The following is a 16,614-nucleotide window of genomic DNA, read 5'->3' as shown; positions in this document are numbered from 1 at the left end:
GGCCCGGTCGACGGTTCCTCGGTTCGGAGCGTCAATCGGCGCTCCTGGACCATCCGTTCGCCTCGATCCGCGCCCCGTCCGCCGGCCGTGCCTCGTCGAAGAGCGGCCGCCCGGCGCCGTCGAGGAGCCGCAGCCCGTCCACGTACACGCCGCGGCCCACGTACCGCTGGTCCGTGGTGTACCGCCAGCGCAGCCGGGCGTGCGGGTCGGGCAGCGCCGCGGACACCGTGTGCCAGACGCGGCCGGACCAGCCGCCGGCCGTGCCCGCCGGATGCCCGGTGCTGCCGTCGGTGGCGAAGGGGACCGGCCGCCAGGTCGCGCCGCCGTCGGCCGAGGCCTCCAGGGCGACCGGGTCGGCGCCCGGCTCGGTGTCCCACCACAGGGAGCACTCCAGGCGGGCGGCACCCGGCACCTGAGGGAGCGTCAGGGTGGCCGTGACGGCGCTCGCCATGCCGGAGAACCAGGAGGTGCGGCCCCGGGCCGGGCGTACGGGCACGGCCCTGGCCAGCCGGTCCGCCATGGCGACGCGCGGCGCGGAGCCGGAGCGCCACGACCGCACCGGGTGCACGGAGTTGCCGAGCACGACGAGGAACGCGTCGGTCGTCGGGTCGAGGACGAGGCTGGTGCCGGTGAAACCGGTGTGACCGGCCGTGCGCGGGGTCGCCATGGCGCCCATGTACCAGTGCTGGTAGAGCTCGAAGCCGAGGCCGTGCTCGTCGCCGGGGAAGGCGGTGTTGAAGTCGGTGAACATCAGCTCCACCGACGCGGGGGAGAGGATGCGGGCGCGGCCGTAGGCGCCGCCGTTGAGCAGGGTGCGGGCGAGGATCGCCAGGTCCCAGGCGCGGGAGAAGATCCCGGCGTGGCCCGCGACGCCACCGAGGGAGTGGGCGTTCTCGTCGTGGACCTCGCCCCACACCATGCCCCGGTCGAGCCCCGACCAGGGGGGCCGGGCGTCCTCGGTCGCGGCGATCTCCGGCCGCCAGGAGGGCGGCGGGTTGAAACGCGTGCGGTGCATCCCGAGCGGAGCGGTGATCTCGTCGTGGAGCAGGGTGTCCAGACCGTGACCGGTGATCTCCTCCAGGATCAGCTGGAGCGAGATCAGGTTCAGGTCGGAGTAGAGGTACGCGGAACCCGGCGGGTGCGGCAGGGTCTCGGCCCACAGCAGCCGCAGCTTGCCCTCGCGCGTCGGCTCCCGGTAGAGCGGGATCCAGGACCGGAACCCCGAGGTGTGGGTGAGCAGCTGGCGCACGGTGACGTCCTGCTTCCCCCCGCCGCCGAACTCCGGAAGGTACGCGGTGACCTTCGCCTCCAGCTCCAGCGCCCCGCGCTCGATCTGCTGCACCGCAAGGATCGAGGTGAACAGCTTGGAGACCGACGCCAGGTCGAAGACCGTCTCCCCGGTCATGGGGAGCCGGCGCTCCGGCGGCAGTTCGACGCCGCTGTCGGTCTTCTCGTCGTACGCCGCGTACCGCACGGCCGAGCCGATCGCCCGGTGCAGGGCGACCGTCCCGCCCCGACCGGCGAGGAGGACGGCGCCCGCGTACCAGGGATGCGTGGGGGAGGGCCCGAGGAAGCGCTCGGCCTCCGCGACCAGGCCGTCCAGCTGCGGCGCGAGCAGCCCGGCCCGCTCCGCGGAACCACGCCGCAGCGTGGTCCGCCGCGCCTCCGCAGGACCCTCACCGGGGAGACCGCCGGACCCCGCCCCCGCGCCGCCGCCCGCCCCCGCCGCCCGCTCCGGGGAGGCCGCCGCCCCCGGCACCGCACCGATCATCAGCGCCCCTCCGAGGGTCAGTACGCCGCCGCCGAACGCGCGGCGGCCCGGCCTTCCGTGCCGTTCCGTGTCCTCTGCCATGCCCAGCCTCTCCCACCGGGGGCGGCGGTGAAACGCCGACGTGCCGCCCGCAAAGAATCTGACGATGCATCAGAAAAGGTCTTCCCTCCGCCGCGCCGCTGCGGCATCCTGCCGCCCATGGAGACGGAGCTGAGTCGCACACTGGGGATCGAGCACGCCATCTTCGGCTTCACCCCCTTCCCCGCGGTGGCCGCCGCACTCACCAGAGCCGGCGGGTTCGGCGTCCTCGGAGCGGTCCGCTACACCGCGCCCGACGACCTCGCCCGGGACCTCGACTGGATGCAGGAGCACACCGACGGCCTGCCCTACGGCCTCGACGTCGTGATGCCCGCGAAGAAGGCGGTCGAAGGCGTCACCGAGGCCGAGATCGAGGCCATGATCCCCGAGGAGCACCGGGCGTTCGTCCGCGCCACCCTCGCCAAGCACGGAGTCCCCGAACTGGCCGAGGGCGAGGCCTCCGGCTGGCGGATCACCGGCTGGATGGAGCAGGTCGCCCGGAGCCAGCTCGACGTGGCCTTCGACTACCCGATCAGACTCCTCGCCAACGCCCTCGGCTCACCGCCGCCCGACGTCGTCGACCGCGCCCACGAGCACGGCGTCCTCGTCGCCGCCCTCGCGGGCAGCGCCCGGCACGCCCGGCACCACGCGGATGCCGGCATCGACGTCGTCGTCGCCCAGGGGTACGAGGCGGGCGGCCACACCGGCGAGATCGCCTCCATGGTCCTCACCCCCGAGGTCGTCGACGCCGTCTCCCCGCTGCCCGTGCTCGCCGCCGGCGGCATCGGCAGCGGCGAGCAGATCGCCGCCGGACTCGCGCTCGGTGCCCAGGGCGTCTGGCTCGGCTCGATCTGGCTCACCACCACCGAGGCCGAACTGCACTCCCGCGCCCTCACCGCCAAGCTCCTCGCCGCCGGATCCGGCGACACGGTCCGCTCCCGCGCCCTGACCGGCAAGCCCGCCCGCCAGCTCCGCACCGAGTGGACCGACGCCTGGGACGACCCGGCGGGACCCGGCCCCCTCCCCATGCCGCTCCAGGGGCTCCTGGTCGCCGAGGCCGTCTCCCGCATCCAGCGGTACGAGGTCGAGCCGCTCCTCGGCACCCCGGTCGGGCAGATCGTCGGCCGGATGAACTCCGAGCGCAGCGTCCAGCAGGTCGTGGACGAGCTCACCCGCGGCTTCGAGAAGGCCGTCGACCGCATCAACCGCATCGCCGGACGGAGCACCCCGTGACTCAAGGTCCCACCGGATTCTGGGCCCAGGCGGCCGCGGACCCCGGCCGCACGGTCCTCGTCGCGCCCGACGGCGAGGAATGGAGCGCCGGCCGTCTGCACGCCGAGGCGAACCGCCTCGTGCACGGGCTGCGCGCCGCCGGACTCGAACGCGGCGACGCGTTCGCCGTCGTCCTGCCCAACGGGCCCGAGTTCTTCACCGCCCATCTCGCCGCCACCCAGGCCGGCTTCTACCTCGTCCCCGTCAACCACCACTTCGTCGGCCCCGAGATCGCCTGGATCGTCGCCGACTCCGGCGCCAAGGTCCTCGTCGCCCACGAGCGGTTCGCCGAGGCCGTGACCCTCGCCGCCGACGAGGCCGGACTCGCGCCCACCCACCGGTACGCCGTCGGCACGGTCCCCGGATTCCGCCCGTACGCCGACTTGCTCGACGGGCAGGACGGGGCGGCCCCGGCGGAGCGCACCCTCGGCTGGGTCATGAACTACACCTCCGGCACCACCGGCCGGCCCCGGGGCATCCGCCGCCCGCTCCCCGGAAAGCTCCCGGAGGAGACCCATCTCGGCGGCTTCCTCGGCATCTTCGGCATCCGCCCCGCCGACGGCAACGTCCATTTGGTCTGCTCGCCGCTCTACCACACCGCCGTGCTGCAGTTCGCGGCGGCAGCCCTGCACATCGGGCATCCGCTCGTCCTCATGGACCGGTGGACGCCCGAGGAGATGCTGCGGCTGATCGACCGGTACGACTGCACCCACACGCACATGGTCCCGACCCAGTTCCACCGGCTGCTCGCGCTGCCCGCGGAGGTGCGCGAGCGGTACGACGTCTCCTCCATGCGGCACGCGATCCACGGCGCCGCGCCCTGCCCCGAGCACGTCAAGCGGGCGATGATCGACTGGTGGGGCCGGTGCGTCGAGGAGTACTACGCGGCCAGCGAGGGCGGCGGCGCCTTCGCCACCGCGGAGGAGTGGCTCAAGCGGCCGGGGACGGTCGGCCGGGCCTGGCCCATCAGCGAACTCGCCGTCTTCGACGACGACGGGAAGCGGCTGCCGCCCGGCGAACTCGGCACGGTCTACCTCAAGATGAACACCGGCGGCTTCCAGTACCACAAGGACGAGGCGAAGACCGCGAAGAACCGCATCGGCGACTTCTTCACCGTCGGCGACCTCGGGATCCTCGACGAGGACGGCTATCTGTTCCTCCGCGACCGCAAGATCGACATGATCATCTCCGGCGGGGTCAACATCTACCCGGCCGAGATCGAGTCGGCACTGCTGGCCCATCCCGCCGTCGCGGACGCCGCCGCCTTCGGCATCCCGCACGCCGACTGGGGCGAGGAGGTCAAGGCCGTCGTCGAGGCGGCCGAGGGACACGAGTCGGGCCCCGCGCTCGCCGCCGAGATCCTGGCCCACTGCGCCGACCGCCTCGCGGGCTTCAAGCGCCCGAAGTCGGTCGACTTCGTCGCGGCCATGCCCCGCGACCCCAACGGCAAGCTCTACAAGCGGCGCCTCCGCGACCCGTACTGGGAGGGCCGCGAGCGTCCGCTCTAGAAGCGCTCGCCTCCGTCCCGTCCGCTCTAGAAGCGCTCGTCTCCGTCCCGTCCGCGCGCGGGAGACCCGGTCCGGGCCGGCCCGCGCGCCGGGGCGGGGCGCGGCGGACGAACCTCGGGGTCGTGGACCCGGCCCCGGACCCGCCGGCGCGTGCCGGGCCTCCTGCACGTCCGGTGCAGCGAGGACGGGCCCGTCTGGTCAGAGCTCCGGTGCCAGCGCCGGGAGCAGCTGGGCCTCCTCGTACGCGAAGTGCTCCTCCAGGCCCGTCGCCAGGCGGTCGACCTCGGCGCGCAGGGTCTCCGGGGCCGCGCCGGAACTCAGCAGGGCCTCCAGCTCGCCGACCGTCCGGGCGACCACCCGGTGCTCCCCGCGCATCCGTTCCAGCGCGTCGGCGAGATGCGGGAGCTGCGCTTCCAGGAGGTCGAAGACGCCGTCCTCGTGGTGATGGTGGGCGTGCAGCGCGCCGCAGAAGGCCAGGCAGTGGCGGGCGAGCCCCCGGCCGAGCGTCGGCGCCGGCGAGCCCGGGGCCGTGCCGGGGCCGGCGGAGGCCAGGTCCGCGCGGAGCCCGGCGAGTTCGGCGCGGAGTTCGTCGTGGACCTTGACCAGGTGGGCGGCGATCGCCCGGTGCCGCGCCGGGTCCGCGAGGTCCACGCGGTGCAGGGCGACGACGGGGATGACCCGGTCCGTGCCGGCCTGGTAGGCGGCGAACGCGGGATCCCGGGCGCTCTGTTCCGCGTACAGCCGGTCCCGCTCCTCGCCCTCCGTCACCACCGCGCGCGCCGCGAAGCGTTCGACGGTCCCTTCGGGGGTGCCGAGCTCGACGGTGACGTGCGGGTCGGCGCGGAGGTTGTGGAACCAGGCGGGATGCCGCGGGCCGCCGGCGTTCGACGCGAAGACCAGGAGCCGCGCCCCGTCGCGTACGCACACCGCCGGGGTGGTGTGGGGCCGTCCGCCGCGGGCGCCGGTCGTGGTGAGGAGGAGCAGGGAGACGCCCTCGAACATCCCGCCCACGCGCCCTCCGTCGGCCCGGAACTCCTCGATGACCCGCTGATTGAAATCGGACATGACGGTGCCCTTCGGTAGCATCGACCACGACAGATCTATTTGCTTTGAAAGCAAAGCTAAATCGGAGGGTGCAGGGTGTCAACCGCACACGAGGGCGGGCGTGGCGAAGGGCCGGACGTCGACGACGCCGTCCGGACCCTGCTGCTGCTCATGCCCCGGATGGTCGGGCGCGTCAAACGGATCAGGATCCCCGACGAGCTCCACTCGCTCACCCTCGCGCCGAGGCACCTCTCCCTCCTCGCCTATCTGCTCTTCGACGGGCCGCTCGGCGTCAACGAGCTCGCGGCGCGCCTGGAGGTCGCCCCGACCACCGTGAGCCTGATGGTCGGCGACCTCGCCAAGAAGGGAGTCCTGGAGCGGACCGAGGACCCCGCCGACCGGCGGCGGAAGATCGTCTCCATCGCGGAGGCCCACCGCCCGGCCATCGACGGCTGGCTGGGCCGCAGCGCCGGCGCCTGGCGCGCGGCGCTCGCACCCCTCGGCCCGGCCGAACGAAGGATGTTCGTCGAGACCCTCGCCGCGTACGAGCACGGTCTCGCCGAGCAGGACGAATGAACGAGACGACGAACGAAACGGGCGAAAGCCCCTATGTGGCAGGATGCGGATCATGAGTTCGAGCACGGCGTCAATGGCACGACAGTGGACCACCTGGGGGCCGGTGGTGGCGGCGCTTGCGCTCGGCGCGGCCTGGGGCCGCGACCTCCCGGGCTTCGCCGTCGGCCTCATCGCGCTCTGCCTGATCGCCGCCGTCCTCGCGGCCGTCCACCACGCGGAGGTGATCGCCCACCGGGTCGGCGAACCCTACGGCTCGCTCGTCCTCGCCGTGGCCGTCACCGTCATCGAGGTCGGACTCATCGTCTCCCTGATGGCGGGCGGCGGCGAGAAGACCGCGACCTACGCCCGTGACACCGTCTTCGCCGCCGTCATGATCACCTGCAACGGCATCGTCGGCATCTCCCTGCTCGTCGCCGCCCTGCGCAACCGCACCGCCGTCTTCAACGCCGAGGGCTCCGGCGGCGCGCTCGCCACCGTCTGCACCCTCGCGACGATGACGCTCGTCCTGCCCACCTTCACCACGAGCCACCCGGGCCCGGAGTTCTCCTCCGCCCAGCTCGCCTTCGCCGCCGTCGCCTCGCTCGGTCTGTACGCCGTGTTCGTCGCCGTCCAGACCGTCCGGCACCGCGACTACTTCCTCCCCGTGGAGCGCCCGGGGCAGGAGTCGGAGGACGACCACGCCGACCCGCCGGGCAAGCGCGAGACCCTGACCAGCCTCGGGCTGCTCCTCCTCGCCCTCGTCGCCGTCGTCGGCAACGCCAAGCTGATCTCGCCCACCATCGAGGACGGCGTGCAGTCGGCGGGCCTGCCCAAGGCGGTCGTCGGTGTCGTGATCGCCCTGATGGTGCTGCTCCCCGAGACCCTCGCCGCCGTCCGCGCGGCCCGCAGGGACCGCATGCAGACCAGCCTCAACCTCGCCTACGGCTCCGCGATCGCCAGCATCGGCCTGACGATCCCGGCGATCGCGCTCGCCTCGATCTGGCTGTCCGGGCCCCTGGTGCTCGGTCTGGGGCCGCTCCACATGGTCCTGCTCGTCCTCACCGGTGTGGTGAGCGCCCTGACCGTGGTGCCCGGACGGGCCAACCTCCTCCAGGGCGGCGTCCATCTCGCGATCTTCGCCGCCTTCGTGTTCCTGTCGTTCAGCCCCTGAGGCCGGGGTTCAGTCCCTGACGACCACCACCCTCAGCGCGGGCGAGCGCAGGATGTCCTTCTCGCAGAACCGGGAGGTCACCCAGCGCTCGTCCGCGTACAGCCGCGTCTGGTCGCTGTAGTGCGGCGACGCCGGGTTCGAGGACTGGGAGTACGACAGCAGGGTGCGGGCCACCGGACACCGGCTCCCGTCCCAGCCCACCGCCTGCACGTGGCTGGTCCCGTGCGCGACCTCCACGTAGCCGCCGCCCGCCGCGTTCCACACGGGCTCGGCCTTGTTCCAGACGCCCAGCGCCTCGGTCCCGCCGCTCACGGGGATCCGCTCCCCGTTCCGTACGACGAACTGGTGGGCGCCGAGCGGCGCGTCCAGCGCGATGCCCGCCGCACGCAGCTCCGCCGCCGCGTCCGCGAGGGCCTTCGCGAACTCGGGGAGGCCGGTGTTCAGGGTGTGCGGCGTGCGGACCGGGTCGTCCGCCGAGAACGGCACCTTCCACTGGTCGGCCGGCTTCACCGTGCCGGTGAACCTCCGCCAGAACCGGTCGAAGAGCAGCGCGCCCCGGCTGTCGGTGTTCACCGTCCGGTCCCAGGCGCCGATGACCCGGCAGACCTCCGGGTCCTCCGGCAGCGCCGACGCGCAGGCCCTCGCGGCGTCCGCCGCCACCAGGTCACCGGCCGGCGCCCGGTTCGCGAACTGCTGGCGCTGGAGGTCGGCCACCGTCAGCCGGCCCCGCTCCGCCATCGCCGCCACGTCCTCGACCCCGCCCCGGGTGCGCAGCGAGCGCGGCGTGGCGACCGTGCCGAAGATCCGCTCGTACCCGGTCAGCGGCCGGTCGGCGTTGGCCAGCCAGGCGCTGTCGTTGGAGTTCTCGACGTACGGGGCGTCCCGCAGGACCGGCATCCGCGCCGGACCGAACACGCCCGGCTGCACCGCGTCCGGGTCGGAGCCGGGCGCGCAGTCCGACCGCGAGCCGTCGAGCACGGCGACGCCCGAAGCGGGGTAGGTCGCCCGGCCGAGCGGGGTCGAGCAGCGCGCGGCGAGCTCGTCGGTGATCCGGGGGAGCACCTGGGACTGGGTGAAGAGCGAGTGCCCCGCCGAGTCCGCCGCGACCGTGTTCACCCAGGGCAGCCCCTGGGTGCGCCTCAGCGCGTCGGCGACGTCCCGCACGGACCGGGCCCTGGCGAATCCGAGGGCGGTGTCCGAGCCGCGCAGGTTCGCTGCGTTGGGGTCGTTCAGGGCGTACGCCGCGCTCGTGGTCCACGGCAGCGGCAGCTGCGCCCCGAGGCCGCCGACGACCGGTCCGTACCGGGTCCACCACTGGGTACGGGTGACGGGGGAGCCGTCCTTGGTCCCGACGGTCACCTCGCGCGGGGTCATCCGCTCGGGCCTCCCGTCCACCAGGTACGCGGTCGGGTCGCCCGGCACCAGGGCCAGCTGGTGCAGGTTGACCGGGACGCCGGTGGCGACGGTGTGGCTCCACGCCACCTTGTCGTTGAAGCCGATGTTCACGACGGGGGTGCCGAGGAGCGAGGCGCCGGAGACGTTCAGCTCGCCGGGGATGGTCTGCTGCGACTGCCAGAACCGCCGCCCGCCCTGCCAGGGGTAGTGCGGGTTCCCGAGGAGCAGACCGCGGCCGTTCGCCGTCGTGCTCCCGGAGAACGCGACGGCGTTGGAGCCCATCGTGGCGTTCTCGGGAGCGAACAGCTCGCGTGCCGCCTCGGCCGTACGGGCCGGGTCGGGTGTCTCCGGCACGGCGCCCCTGCGCGCGACCGGGGAGGCGGCCGGCGGCCGGGCGGCCGTGATGCCGTCCACCGCCCTGCCCTGTCCGCCGAGCACGGAGACGGCGAAGCCGCGCCGGGCCACGTCGAGCGCCGTCACCGGGCGGACCCAGTCGGCGTGCGCGCAGGCCGGATCGGTGACGCGGTTCTTCCGCAGCCATGCGTTGTAGCCGGCCGCCCAGCCCCGCATCAGCTCCTTGAGGTCCCGGCTCGGCCCGGCCGGGGCCGGGGTCCGGAGCAGCTCCTCGACGGTGCCCGCGTCCTTGACGCCCCGGAAGTACAGGTCGCTGGAGAGGTTCGTCGTGGCGGAGGACAGCGAGCCGTCGGGGGCGCCGTCCGGCCCGAAGTACCGGGAGCGTTCGCCGTTCACGGTCAGGAAGCCGTCGGCGAGCACACAGACCTGGTCGGCGGCCTGGGCCCAGCCCGTGCCGAAACCGAGGTTCGCGTAGTCCCGGGCCACGATGTGCGGAATGCCGTACTCGGTGTAGCGGATGACGGCCGACAGGCCCCGGTCGGACGGGTGGCGTTCCCCGCCGCCGGGGTCGGCGGCCGCCGCGCCGGGCAGCGAGGCCGTGACGACGGCGAGGGCAGCGCCGGTGAGCGCGAGACGTTTCAGACGGGTACGGAGGTGCAAGGTGCCTCCCAACGGGACGATGCGCACTGCGGGTCGGACCATGCACGCAGTCGCGCGCCCCCTTGTCAACATCCCGTTCGGTATCCGAGGTCCCGGCATGTGCGGCGCACCGCGCGGTACTTGACCTCCCGCCCGCTCCCCGCCGAGGATCACTCCCATGGACCGACTCCTCAGCCGCACCGTCGACGGACACCTGCGCGCGAGCGCCCGGCGCGTGCCGGACCGGATCGCCGTCCGCTACGCCGAGCGGAGCTGGACGTACGCGGAGCTGGACGCGGCCGTCTCCACCGCCGCCGCCGTCCTGCGGGAGCCGCACCACGGCCTCGGCCTGCCGGAGCACGCACGGGTCGCCACGTACGGCCACAACTCCGACGCCTACCTCGTCGCGTTCCTCGCCTGCGCCCGGGCCGGCCTGATCCACGTGCCCGTCAACCACCACCTGACCGGCGACGACCTCGCGTACGTCCTGGAGCAGTCGGAGACCGCGCTCGTGCTCGCGGACCCCGCGCTCGCCGACCGGATCCCGCAGGGCTTCGCGGTCAAGGCGCTGCGGGACGCGCCCGGTTCACTGCTCGACGCGCTCGCCGAGCCCGAGGAGCACCTCACCGACCGCGACGCCCGCGACCTCGCCCAGCTGCTCTACACCTCGGGCACCACCGCCCTCCCCAAGGGCGCGATGATGACCCACCTCGCCCTCGCCCACGAGTACGCGAGCGCGATCGAGGCGCTCGACCTGAGCGAGGACGACCGGCCGGTGCACGCGCTGCCGCTCTACCACTCGGCCCAGATGCACGTCTTCCTGCTGCCCTACCTCGCCGTCGGCGCCGAGAACACGATCGTCGACGGTCCCGACCCGGACGTCCTGTTCGACCTGATCGAGGCGGGGCGCGCCGACAGCCTCTTCGCCCCGCCCACCGTCTGGATCGGCCTCGCCAACCACCCCGGGTTCGCCGCCCGCGATCTCTCCGCGCTGCGCAAGGCCTACTACGGGGCCTCGATCATGCCCGTGCCCGTCCTGGAGCGGCTGCGGGCACGGCTGCCCGAGCTCGCCTTCTACAACTGCTTCGGCCAGTCGGAGATCGGCCCCCTCGCCACTGTCCTCGGCCCCGACGAGCACGAGGGCCGGATGGACTCCTGCGGCCGCCCCGTGCGGCACGTCGAGGCCCGCGTCGTCGGCGAGGACGGCGAGGACGTCCCCGACGGAACCCCGGGCGAGATCGTCTACCGCTCCCCCCAGCTGTGCGAGGGCTACTGGGGCAAGCCCGACGAGACGAAGGCGGCCTTCCGGGGCGGCTGGTTCCACTCGGGGGACCTCGCGGTCCGCGACGCCGAGGGCTTCCTGACCGTCGTCGACCGGGTGAAGGACGTCATCAACTCCGGCGGCGTGCTCGTCGCCTCGCGGCAGGTCGAGGACGCGCTCTACACCCACCCCGGCGTCGCCGAGGTCGCCGTCGTCGGTCTCCCGGACGAGCGCTGGATCGAGGCGGTCACGGCCGTCGTCGTCCCGCGCGGGGAGGTCACCGAGGCCGAACTCCTCGACCACGCCCGGGAGAAGCTCGCCCGCTTCACGGCGCCGAAGCGCGTCTTCCTGGTGGACGCGCTTCCCCGCAACGCCAGCGGCAAGATCCTCAAGCGGGAGCTGAGGGACCGCTTCGGCGCCCCGTGATCCGCCCGCCCGTCACGCGGCACGGCCGTGCCGCGTGACGGGCGCGGCGGTCGCGTCAGCCCTTGCGCTCCTCCACCACACAGAGAATGTTGCCCTCGCTGTCCTTGAACCAGGCGCCCCTCATCGTGTCCGACTCGGCCACGCCGTCGACGGTCTTGATCTCGGGCAGGTCGTACTCCTCGAAGGTGACGCCCTTGGAGCGCAGCTCCTTCATCTCGCCGTCGAGGTCGTCGACCTTCCAGCTCGCCAGCGTGTGACCGGCCTGGCCGCCGTAGGGCGTCTCGTAGAGGCCGATCGTCGTGCCACCGCACTCGTACCGGGTGTCCTCGGGCGTCTCCCTCGTGAGGGGAAGTCCCAGGGTCTCCGAGTAGAAGCGCTTGGCCCGGTCCAGGTCACTGACCGGAATGATCGCGGCTATGGGGGAGTCCGACAGCATCGCAACCACCTCCTCCCTCCAGGCTACGCGCCCCTCAGGTCCACGATCCGCCTGATCTTGCCCACCGAGCGCTCCAGCGTCCCGGGGTCGACCACCTCCACGCCGACCGAGACCCCGACGCCGTCCTTCACCGCCGCGGCGACGGCCCGCGCCGCCTCCGCGCGCTCCTCCGGCGTCGCGTCCGGACGGGCCTCGGCCCGCACGGTGAGGGCGTCGAGCCGGCCCTCCCGGGTCAGCCGCAACTGGAAGTGCGGGGCCACCCCCGGGGTGCGGAGCACGATCTCCTCGATCTGGGTGGGGAAGAGGTTCACCCCGCGCAGGATGATCATGTCGTCGCTGCGCCCGGTCACCTTCTCCATCCGGCGGAACACCCGCGCGGTCCCCGGCAGGAGCCGGGTGAGGTCACGGGTCCGGTAGCGGATCACCGGCATGGCCTCCTTGGTGAGCGAGGTGAAGACGAGTTCGCCCTCCTCCCCGTCGGGCAGCACCTCACCGGTGAACGGATCCACGATCTCCGGGTAGAAGTGGTCCTCCCAGATGTGCAGCCCGTCCTTGGTCTCCACGCACTCCTGAGCCACACCGGGGCCGATGACCTCCGACAGGCCGTAGATGTCGACCGCGTCGATCGCGAACCGCTCCTCGATCTCCCGCCGCATCTCCTCCGTCCACGGCTCCGCGCCGAAGACGCCCACCCGCAGGGAGGTCGACCGCGGGTCCACGCCCTGCCGTTCGAACTCGTCGAGCAGCGTCAGCATGTACGAGGGGGTCACCATGATGATCTCGGGGCGGAAGTCCTGGATGAGCTGCACCTGTCGGGCCGTCATGCCGCCGGACGCCGGGATCACCGTGCACCCGAGGCGCTCCGCGCCGTAGTGGGCGCCGAGTCCCCCGGTGAACAGGCCGTATCCGTACGCCACATGGACCTTGTGCCCGGGGCGCGCGCCGGCGGCGCGCAGGGAGCGGGCCACCACGTCGGCCCACATGTCCAGGTCGGCCTCGGTGTAGCCCACGACGGTCGGACGGCCGGTGGTGCCGCTGGAGGCGTGGACGCGCCGGATCCGGGACTGCTCGACGGCGAACATCCCGAAGGGGTAGTGGTCGCGCAGGTCGGCCTTGGCGGTGAAGGGGAACCTGGCCAGGTCCGCGAGCGAACGGCAGTCGTCCGGGGTCAGCCCGGCCGCGTCGAAGGAGCTCCGGTAGAACGCCACGTTCTCGTACGCGTGGCGCAGGGTCGCGCGCAGCCGTTCCAGCTGGAGGGCCGCGAGCTCCTCGCGCCCGAGCCGTTCGCCGCTGTCCAGCAGTTCCGTCATGCGCCGCTCCTCCGCCGTCGTAAAACGGACGACCGATCATTCGGTTGATCCGTTCCCGGCTCAGTAAAACCGGAGGTACCGGGGGGTTGGCAAGGGGGTGGGAGCGACTTTCTCCGCCGGTGGGCCGTCCCGGACGGCGGGGCGGGCGCCGCCCGCGCAAATCCCGTTGCCCGGAGCCGGGCGCGGTGCTGGAGTGGCCGCCATGGAACCTCGGCACCTGCGTGACCTGTACGACCTCCAGCTGCGCCGCGAGGCCCGGCCCGACGGGCCCGGCTGCCGCGTCGAGCGCGTCGGCGCCGTCGTCCGCCAGACCGGCCCCGCGCACGCGTGGAACGGCGTGCTGTGGTCCGGCCTCGACGGGCCCGGCGCCGACGCCGCCATCGCCGCGCAGATCGCCCACTACCGCGCCGCCGGCGTCTCCTTCGAGTGGAAGCTGTACGCGCACGACACCCCCGCCGACCTCGGCGGCCGGCTCCGCGCGGCGGGCTTCACGCCCGAGGACCCCGAGACCCTGATGGTCGCCGAGGCCGCCGCCCTGCCCCCGGAGGTGCCGCTCCCCGAGGGGGTCGAGCTCCGCCCGGTCACCGACGAGGCGGGGGTCCGCCAGGTCGTCGAGGTCCACGAGCGGGCCTTCGGCACCGACAGCTCCCACATCGGCCGGCAGCTCCTGGACCGGCTCGCCGCCGACCCCGGCACGGTCACCGCCGTCGTCGCCCTCGCCGACGGCGCACCCGTCAGCGCCGCGCGCATGGAGCTCTGTCCCGGGACGGACTTCGCGGGCCTCTGGGGCGGCGGCACCGTCGAGGGCTGGCGCGGCCGGGGCCTCTACCGCGCGCTCGTGTCCCACCGCGCCCGCATCGCGGCGGAACGGGGCCACCGCTACGTCCAGGTCGACGCGGCGGACACCAGCCGCCCCATCCTCCGGCGCCTCGGCTTCCTCACGCTGTCGACCACGACGCCGTACGTGTACGGGATCTGATCCCTACCTCCGCTCGTGCGCGTCCACCACGGCCCGGAGGAGGCCCGGGAAGCGCTCCTCGAACTCCTCGCGGCGCAGGGCGTTCATGCGGGAGGTGCCGGCGTAGTGCTGGCGGATCAGGCCGGCCTCGCGCAGGACGTGGAAGTGGTGGGTCGCCGTGGACTTGCTGACCGGAAGCTCGATCGTCCCGCAGGCCAGGTCCTCGCCCGCCGCGTACAGCTCGGCCACGATCCGGCGCCTGACCGGGTCGACCAGGGCCTCCAGGACCTGCTGCAGGCCGATCTCGTCCATCTCGGGGTGGGGCGGGACGCGGTCCCGCCGGCTGGTGCGTGCCGCTGCTGTCATCGTCGTGTCGACCTCCGGGACGCATCGTACGACACCTGTCAAAGTTTCATGATGGTCGAAGTTTGACAGTGGTCGAACCTTACGCTTGGCTGGGGCACGGCGGCGCGGCGGTCCGCGCGTCGCCGTCACCGAGCGGGGAGGGGAAGCCCGATGAGCAAGGCCAGGACGGTGCGGTTCCACGAGTACGGCGGTCCGGAGGTGCTCCGCCTCGAAGACGTGGAGGTCGGCGAGCCGGGCCCCGGCGAGGTCCTCCTCCGGGTGGAGGCGATCGGCCTCAACCGCGCCGAGGCGCTCTTCCGCGCCGGCCACTACATCGAGCGGGCCCGGAGCCTGCCCGCGCGGATCGGCCTGGAGGCCGCCGGCGTCGTGGAGGCCGTGGGGGACGGGGTGACCGGGTTCGCCGCCGGGCAGGCGGTCAGCGTCGTGCCCTCCTTCTCCATGAACGACCACGGCGTCTACGCCGAGCGCGCGCTCGTCCCCGCCTCCTCCCTCGTGCCCCGGCCCGAAGGCCTCGGCCCCGTCGAGGGCGCCGCCGTGTGGATGCCGTACGTCACGGCCTACGGCGGCCTCGTCGAGGTCGGCGGGCTGCGTGCCGGGGACACCGTCGTGCTGACCGGCGCCTCCAGCAGCGTCGGCCTCGCCGCCCTCAGGACCGCCCACCGGATCGGCGCCACCCCCCTCGCCACCACCCGCACCCGGGCCAAGAGGGACGCCCTGCTCCGGGCGGGCGCGGCCGAGGTGATCGTCACCGAGGAGGAGGACGTCGCCGCGCGCATACGGGACCTCACCGGCGGGCGCGGCGCCGACCTCGCCTTCGACGGGGTCGCGGGACCCGGCGTCGGCGACCTCGTCAGGTCCGTCGCCCCCGGCGGCACCGTGCTGCTCTACGGAGCCGTGAGCGGACTGCCCACCCCGTACCCCGGCTTCGACCTCGGGATGCCCGCCGTGTCCCTCCGCACCTACACGATGCTCGAGACCACCCGGGACCCCGAGCGGCTGCGCAGGGCCCGCGCCTTCGTCGAGTCCGGCCTGCGCACCGGGTTCTTCGGGGCGGCCGTCGACCGCACCTTCCCGCTCGACGGGATCGTCGACGCGCACCGCGCCATGGAGGCCGGCCACCAGGTCGGCAAGATCGTCGTGACCGTGCCCCACTGAAGGCACGGGAGGGGCGTCAGGCCGCCCAGTGCGCCGGGCGGTCGAAGCCCTCCGGGAGACGGGTCGCCGCGTCCCCCCGCGCCGCGTTCAGCTGCGGCTGCGTCAGGAAGAGGGCCCCCGTGAGGTCCGCGCCCGACAGATCGGCGTCGCGCAGGTCGGCGCCGATCAGGTCCGCGAGCGTGAGGTCGGCCCCCGTCAGGTCGGCGGCGATGAGCAGCGCCCCGCGCAGGTCGGTGCCCCGCAGCTTCGCCCCGCGCAGCCGCCTGCCGATCAGGTCGGCCCCGCGCCGGCTCTTCGGCCGCCCGCCGGCCGTGGCGCGGACCAGCTCGCTCGTCCTGAGGAGCAGCGGGTTGACCTCGGCGCGCACCGCGCCCACGTCCAGCTTCTCCAGGGCCTCCGGCGTCCCCCCGGCGAGCTCCTCGACACGGGCCAGCGCGGCCCGCAGCCCGTCGTGCACCGGGCGGGCCGTCCCGAGGGCCAGGGCCTCCGTGAGGTAGCGCAGCAGCTCGTGCAGCTGGCGCACCACCGGGAACACCTCGTACATCTGCCGGGCCGTGTCCGGGGCCTCGCGCCAGGACACCCCGCCGAAGGTCACCTGGGAGACCCGCTGGCCGGCGCCGAAGCAGTCGTACACCGTGCAGCCCTGGAAGCCGCTGGGCCGCAGACGGGTGTGGATCCCGCACCGGAAGTCCTCCTGGAGGTTCCGGCAGGGGTCGCCCGAGGACTTGTCCACGGCGAAGTCGGCCGACCTGGCGAAGGGCAGTGCCACACAGCACAGGCCGAAGCAGCTGGCGCAGTCGCCGCGGAGGGCGGAATCCCGGGTGTCGGGCACGGTGGAACGGTCCTTCGTGGTGCGGGGGACGGTCCTCCACCGTATCGCGACGCCGTCCTCGTCCCGCCCGCGGCGAAACCCGT

14 protein-coding genes are annotated in these 16,614 nt (G+C 73.6%); 7 read left to right on the top strand and 7 right to left on the bottom strand.

The window, feature by feature from the left end:
* Positions 1 to 31 precede the first annotated feature (31 nt).
* Positions 32 to 1,852, bottom strand: coding sequence for a serine hydrolase (locus ACFV2S_RS02120; protein WP_385553365.1), 1,821 nt, complete (start codon positions 1,850 to 1,852; stop codon positions 32 to 34).
* A 117-nt stretch (positions 1,853 to 1,969) separates the two neighbouring features.
* Between ACFV2S_RS02120 and ACFV2S_RS02115 the strand changes: the two genes are divergently transcribed.
* Together ACFV2S_RS02115 and ACFV2S_RS02110 are read left to right on the top strand one after the other, a co-directional pair.
* Complete coding sequence (locus ACFV2S_RS02115) at positions 1,970 to 3,082, top strand: NAD(P)H-dependent flavin oxidoreductase (RefSeq protein WP_385553363.1); 1,113 nt, start codon at positions 1,970 to 1,972, stop codon at positions 3,080 to 3,082.
* Positions 3,079 to 4,629, top strand: coding sequence for an acyl-CoA synthetase (locus ACFV2S_RS02110; RefSeq protein ID WP_385553361.1), 1,551 nt, complete (start codon positions 3,079 to 3,081; stop codon positions 4,627 to 4,629). Before ACFV2S_RS02115 ends, ACFV2S_RS02110 begins: the two co-directional genes overlap by 4 nt.
* A 198-nt stretch (positions 4,630 to 4,827) precedes the next feature.
* Here the strand turns inward: ACFV2S_RS02110 and ACFV2S_RS02105 are convergent, their stop codons facing one another.
* Entirely contained in the window at positions 4,828 to 5,694 is an 867-nt protein-coding gene (locus ACFV2S_RS02105) for a nitroreductase/quinone reductase family protein (RefSeq protein WP_385553359.1), read from the bottom strand.
* A gap of 150 nt (positions 5,695 to 5,844) precedes the next feature.
* On the opposite strand from ACFV2S_RS02105, the gene ACFV2S_RS02100 reads away from it, so the two are divergent.
* The gene (locus tag ACFV2S_RS02100) at positions 5,845 to 6,249 is read left to right on the top strand and encodes a MarR family winged helix-turn-helix transcriptional regulator (RefSeq protein WP_383794192.1); all 405 of its coding nucleotides are present in this window, start codon (positions 5,845 to 5,847) and stop codon (positions 6,247 to 6,249) included.
* Between the two features lie 52 nt (positions 6,250 to 6,301).
* Positions 6,302 to 7,399, top strand: a complete 1,098-nt coding sequence (locus ACFV2S_RS02095; protein WP_383794176.1) for a calcium:proton antiporter — start codon at positions 6,302 to 6,304, stop codon at positions 7,397 to 7,399.
* Between the two features lie 9 nt (positions 7,400 to 7,408).
* Here the strand turns inward: ACFV2S_RS02095 and ACFV2S_RS02090 are convergent, their stop codons facing one another.
* Positions 7,409 to 9,808 carry a penicillin acylase family protein gene (locus tag ACFV2S_RS02090; RefSeq protein ID WP_385553357.1) on the bottom strand — a complete coding sequence of 800 codons (2,400 nt, stop codon included), beginning with the start codon at positions 9,806 to 9,808 and terminating at the stop codon, positions 7,409 to 7,411.
* A gap of 157 nt (positions 9,809 to 9,965) precedes the next feature.
* On the opposite strand from ACFV2S_RS02090, the gene ACFV2S_RS02085 reads away from it, so the two are divergent.
* Positions 9,966 to 11,474, top strand: coding sequence for a fatty acyl-CoA synthetase (locus ACFV2S_RS02085; RefSeq protein ID WP_385553355.1), 1,509 nt, complete (start codon positions 9,966 to 9,968; stop codon positions 11,472 to 11,474).
* Positions 11,475 to 11,529: 55 nt separating this feature from the next.
* Here ACFV2S_RS02085 and ACFV2S_RS02080 read toward each other — a convergent pair whose 3' ends face one another.
* Positions 11,530 to 11,910, bottom strand: coding sequence for a VOC family protein (locus ACFV2S_RS02080; protein WP_385553353.1), 381 nt, complete (start codon positions 11,908 to 11,910; stop codon positions 11,530 to 11,532).
* Positions 11,911 to 11,933: 23 nt separating this feature from the next.
* Positions 11,934 to 13,220 carry a phenylacetate--CoA ligase PaaK gene (gene paaK, locus ACFV2S_RS02075; protein WP_385553351.1) on the bottom strand — a complete coding sequence of 429 codons (1,287 nt, stop codon included), beginning with the start codon at positions 13,218 to 13,220 and terminating at the stop codon, positions 11,934 to 11,936.
* A gap of 202 nt (positions 13,221 to 13,422) precedes the next feature.
* On the opposite strand from paaK, the gene ACFV2S_RS02070 reads away from it, so the two are divergent.
* Positions 13,423 to 14,199 (top strand): GNAT family N-acetyltransferase, encoded by a 777-nt coding sequence (locus ACFV2S_RS02070; RefSeq protein WP_385553349.1) that lies wholly within the window; start codon positions 13,423 to 13,425, stop codon positions 14,197 to 14,199.
* A gap of 3 nt (positions 14,200 to 14,202) precedes the next feature.
* Here ACFV2S_RS02070 and ACFV2S_RS02065 read toward each other — a convergent pair whose 3' ends face one another.
* Entirely contained in the window at positions 14,203 to 14,544 is a 342-nt protein-coding gene (locus ACFV2S_RS02065; RefSeq protein ID WP_385553347.1) for an ArsR/SmtB family transcription factor, read from the bottom strand.
* 150 nt (positions 14,545 to 14,694) lie between these two features.
* Here ACFV2S_RS02065 and ACFV2S_RS02060 point away from each other — a divergent pair, with 150 nt between their 5' ends.
* Positions 14,695 to 15,699, top strand: coding sequence for a zinc-dependent alcohol dehydrogenase family protein (locus tag ACFV2S_RS02060; protein ID WP_385553345.1), 1,005 nt, complete (start codon positions 14,695 to 14,697; stop codon positions 15,697 to 15,699).
* A 16-nt stretch (positions 15,700 to 15,715) separates the two neighbouring features.
* Here ACFV2S_RS02060 and ACFV2S_RS02055 read toward each other — a convergent pair whose 3' ends face one another.
* Positions 15,716 to 16,531: a pentapeptide repeat-containing protein gene (locus ACFV2S_RS02055; RefSeq protein ID WP_385553343.1), complete on the bottom strand. Its 816-nt coding sequence runs from the start codon at positions 16,529 to 16,531 to the stop codon at positions 15,716 to 15,718.
* Positions 16,532 to 16,614: the final 83 nt, after the last annotated feature.

It is taken from the genome of Streptomyces sp. NPDC059695, assembly GCF_042733785.1.
GTDB lineage: Bacteria > Actinomycetota > Actinomycetes > Streptomycetales > Streptomycetaceae > Streptomyces.
The sequence above is the reverse complement of the archived record's forward strand: the minus strand, read 5'-3'. Positions and strand labels throughout refer to the sequence as shown.

Excerpts from the sequence above, each read along its gene's own strand:
- ACFV2S_RS02070 (WP_385553349.1), top strand. The coding sequence starts at position 13,423 with ATGGAACCTCGGCACCTGCGTGACCTGTACGACCTCCAGCTGCGCCGC.
- ACFV2S_RS02115 (WP_385553363.1), top strand. The coding sequence starts at position 1,970 with ATGGAGACGGAGCTGAGTCGCACACTGGGGATCGAGCACGCCATCTTC.
- ACFV2S_RS02060 (WP_385553345.1), top strand. The coding sequence starts at position 14,695 with ATGAGCAAGGCCAGGACGGTGCGGTTCCACGAGTACGGCGGTCCGGAG.
- paaK (WP_385553351.1), bottom strand. The coding sequence starts at position 13,220 with ATGACGGAACTGCTGGACAGCGGCGAACGGCTCGGGCGCGAGGAGCTC.
- ACFV2S_RS02085 (WP_385553355.1), top strand. The coding sequence starts at position 9,966 with ATGGACCGACTCCTCAGCCGCACCGTCGACGGACACCTGCGCGCGAGC.
- ACFV2S_RS02105 (WP_385553359.1), bottom strand. The coding sequence starts at position 5,694 with ATGTCCGATTTCAATCAGCGGGTCATCGAGGAGTTCCGGGCCGACGGA.
- ACFV2S_RS02120 (WP_385553365.1), bottom strand. The coding sequence starts at position 1,852 with ATGGCAGAGGACACGGAACGGCACGGAAGGCCGGGCCGCCGCGCGTTC.
- ACFV2S_RS02095 (WP_383794176.1), top strand. The coding sequence starts at position 6,302 with ATGAGTTCGAGCACGGCGTCAATGGCACGACAGTGGACCACCTGGGGG.
- ACFV2S_RS02100 (WP_383794192.1), top strand. The coding sequence starts at position 5,845 with ATGCCCCGGATGGTCGGGCGCGTCAAACGGATCAGGATCCCCGACGAG.
- ACFV2S_RS02065 (WP_385553347.1), bottom strand. The coding sequence starts at position 14,544 with ATGACAGCAGCGGCACGCACCAGCCGGCGGGACCGCGTCCCGCCCCAC.
- ACFV2S_RS02080 (WP_385553353.1), bottom strand. The coding sequence starts at position 11,910 with ATGCTGTCGGACTCCCCCATAGCCGCGATCATTCCGGTCAGTGACCTG.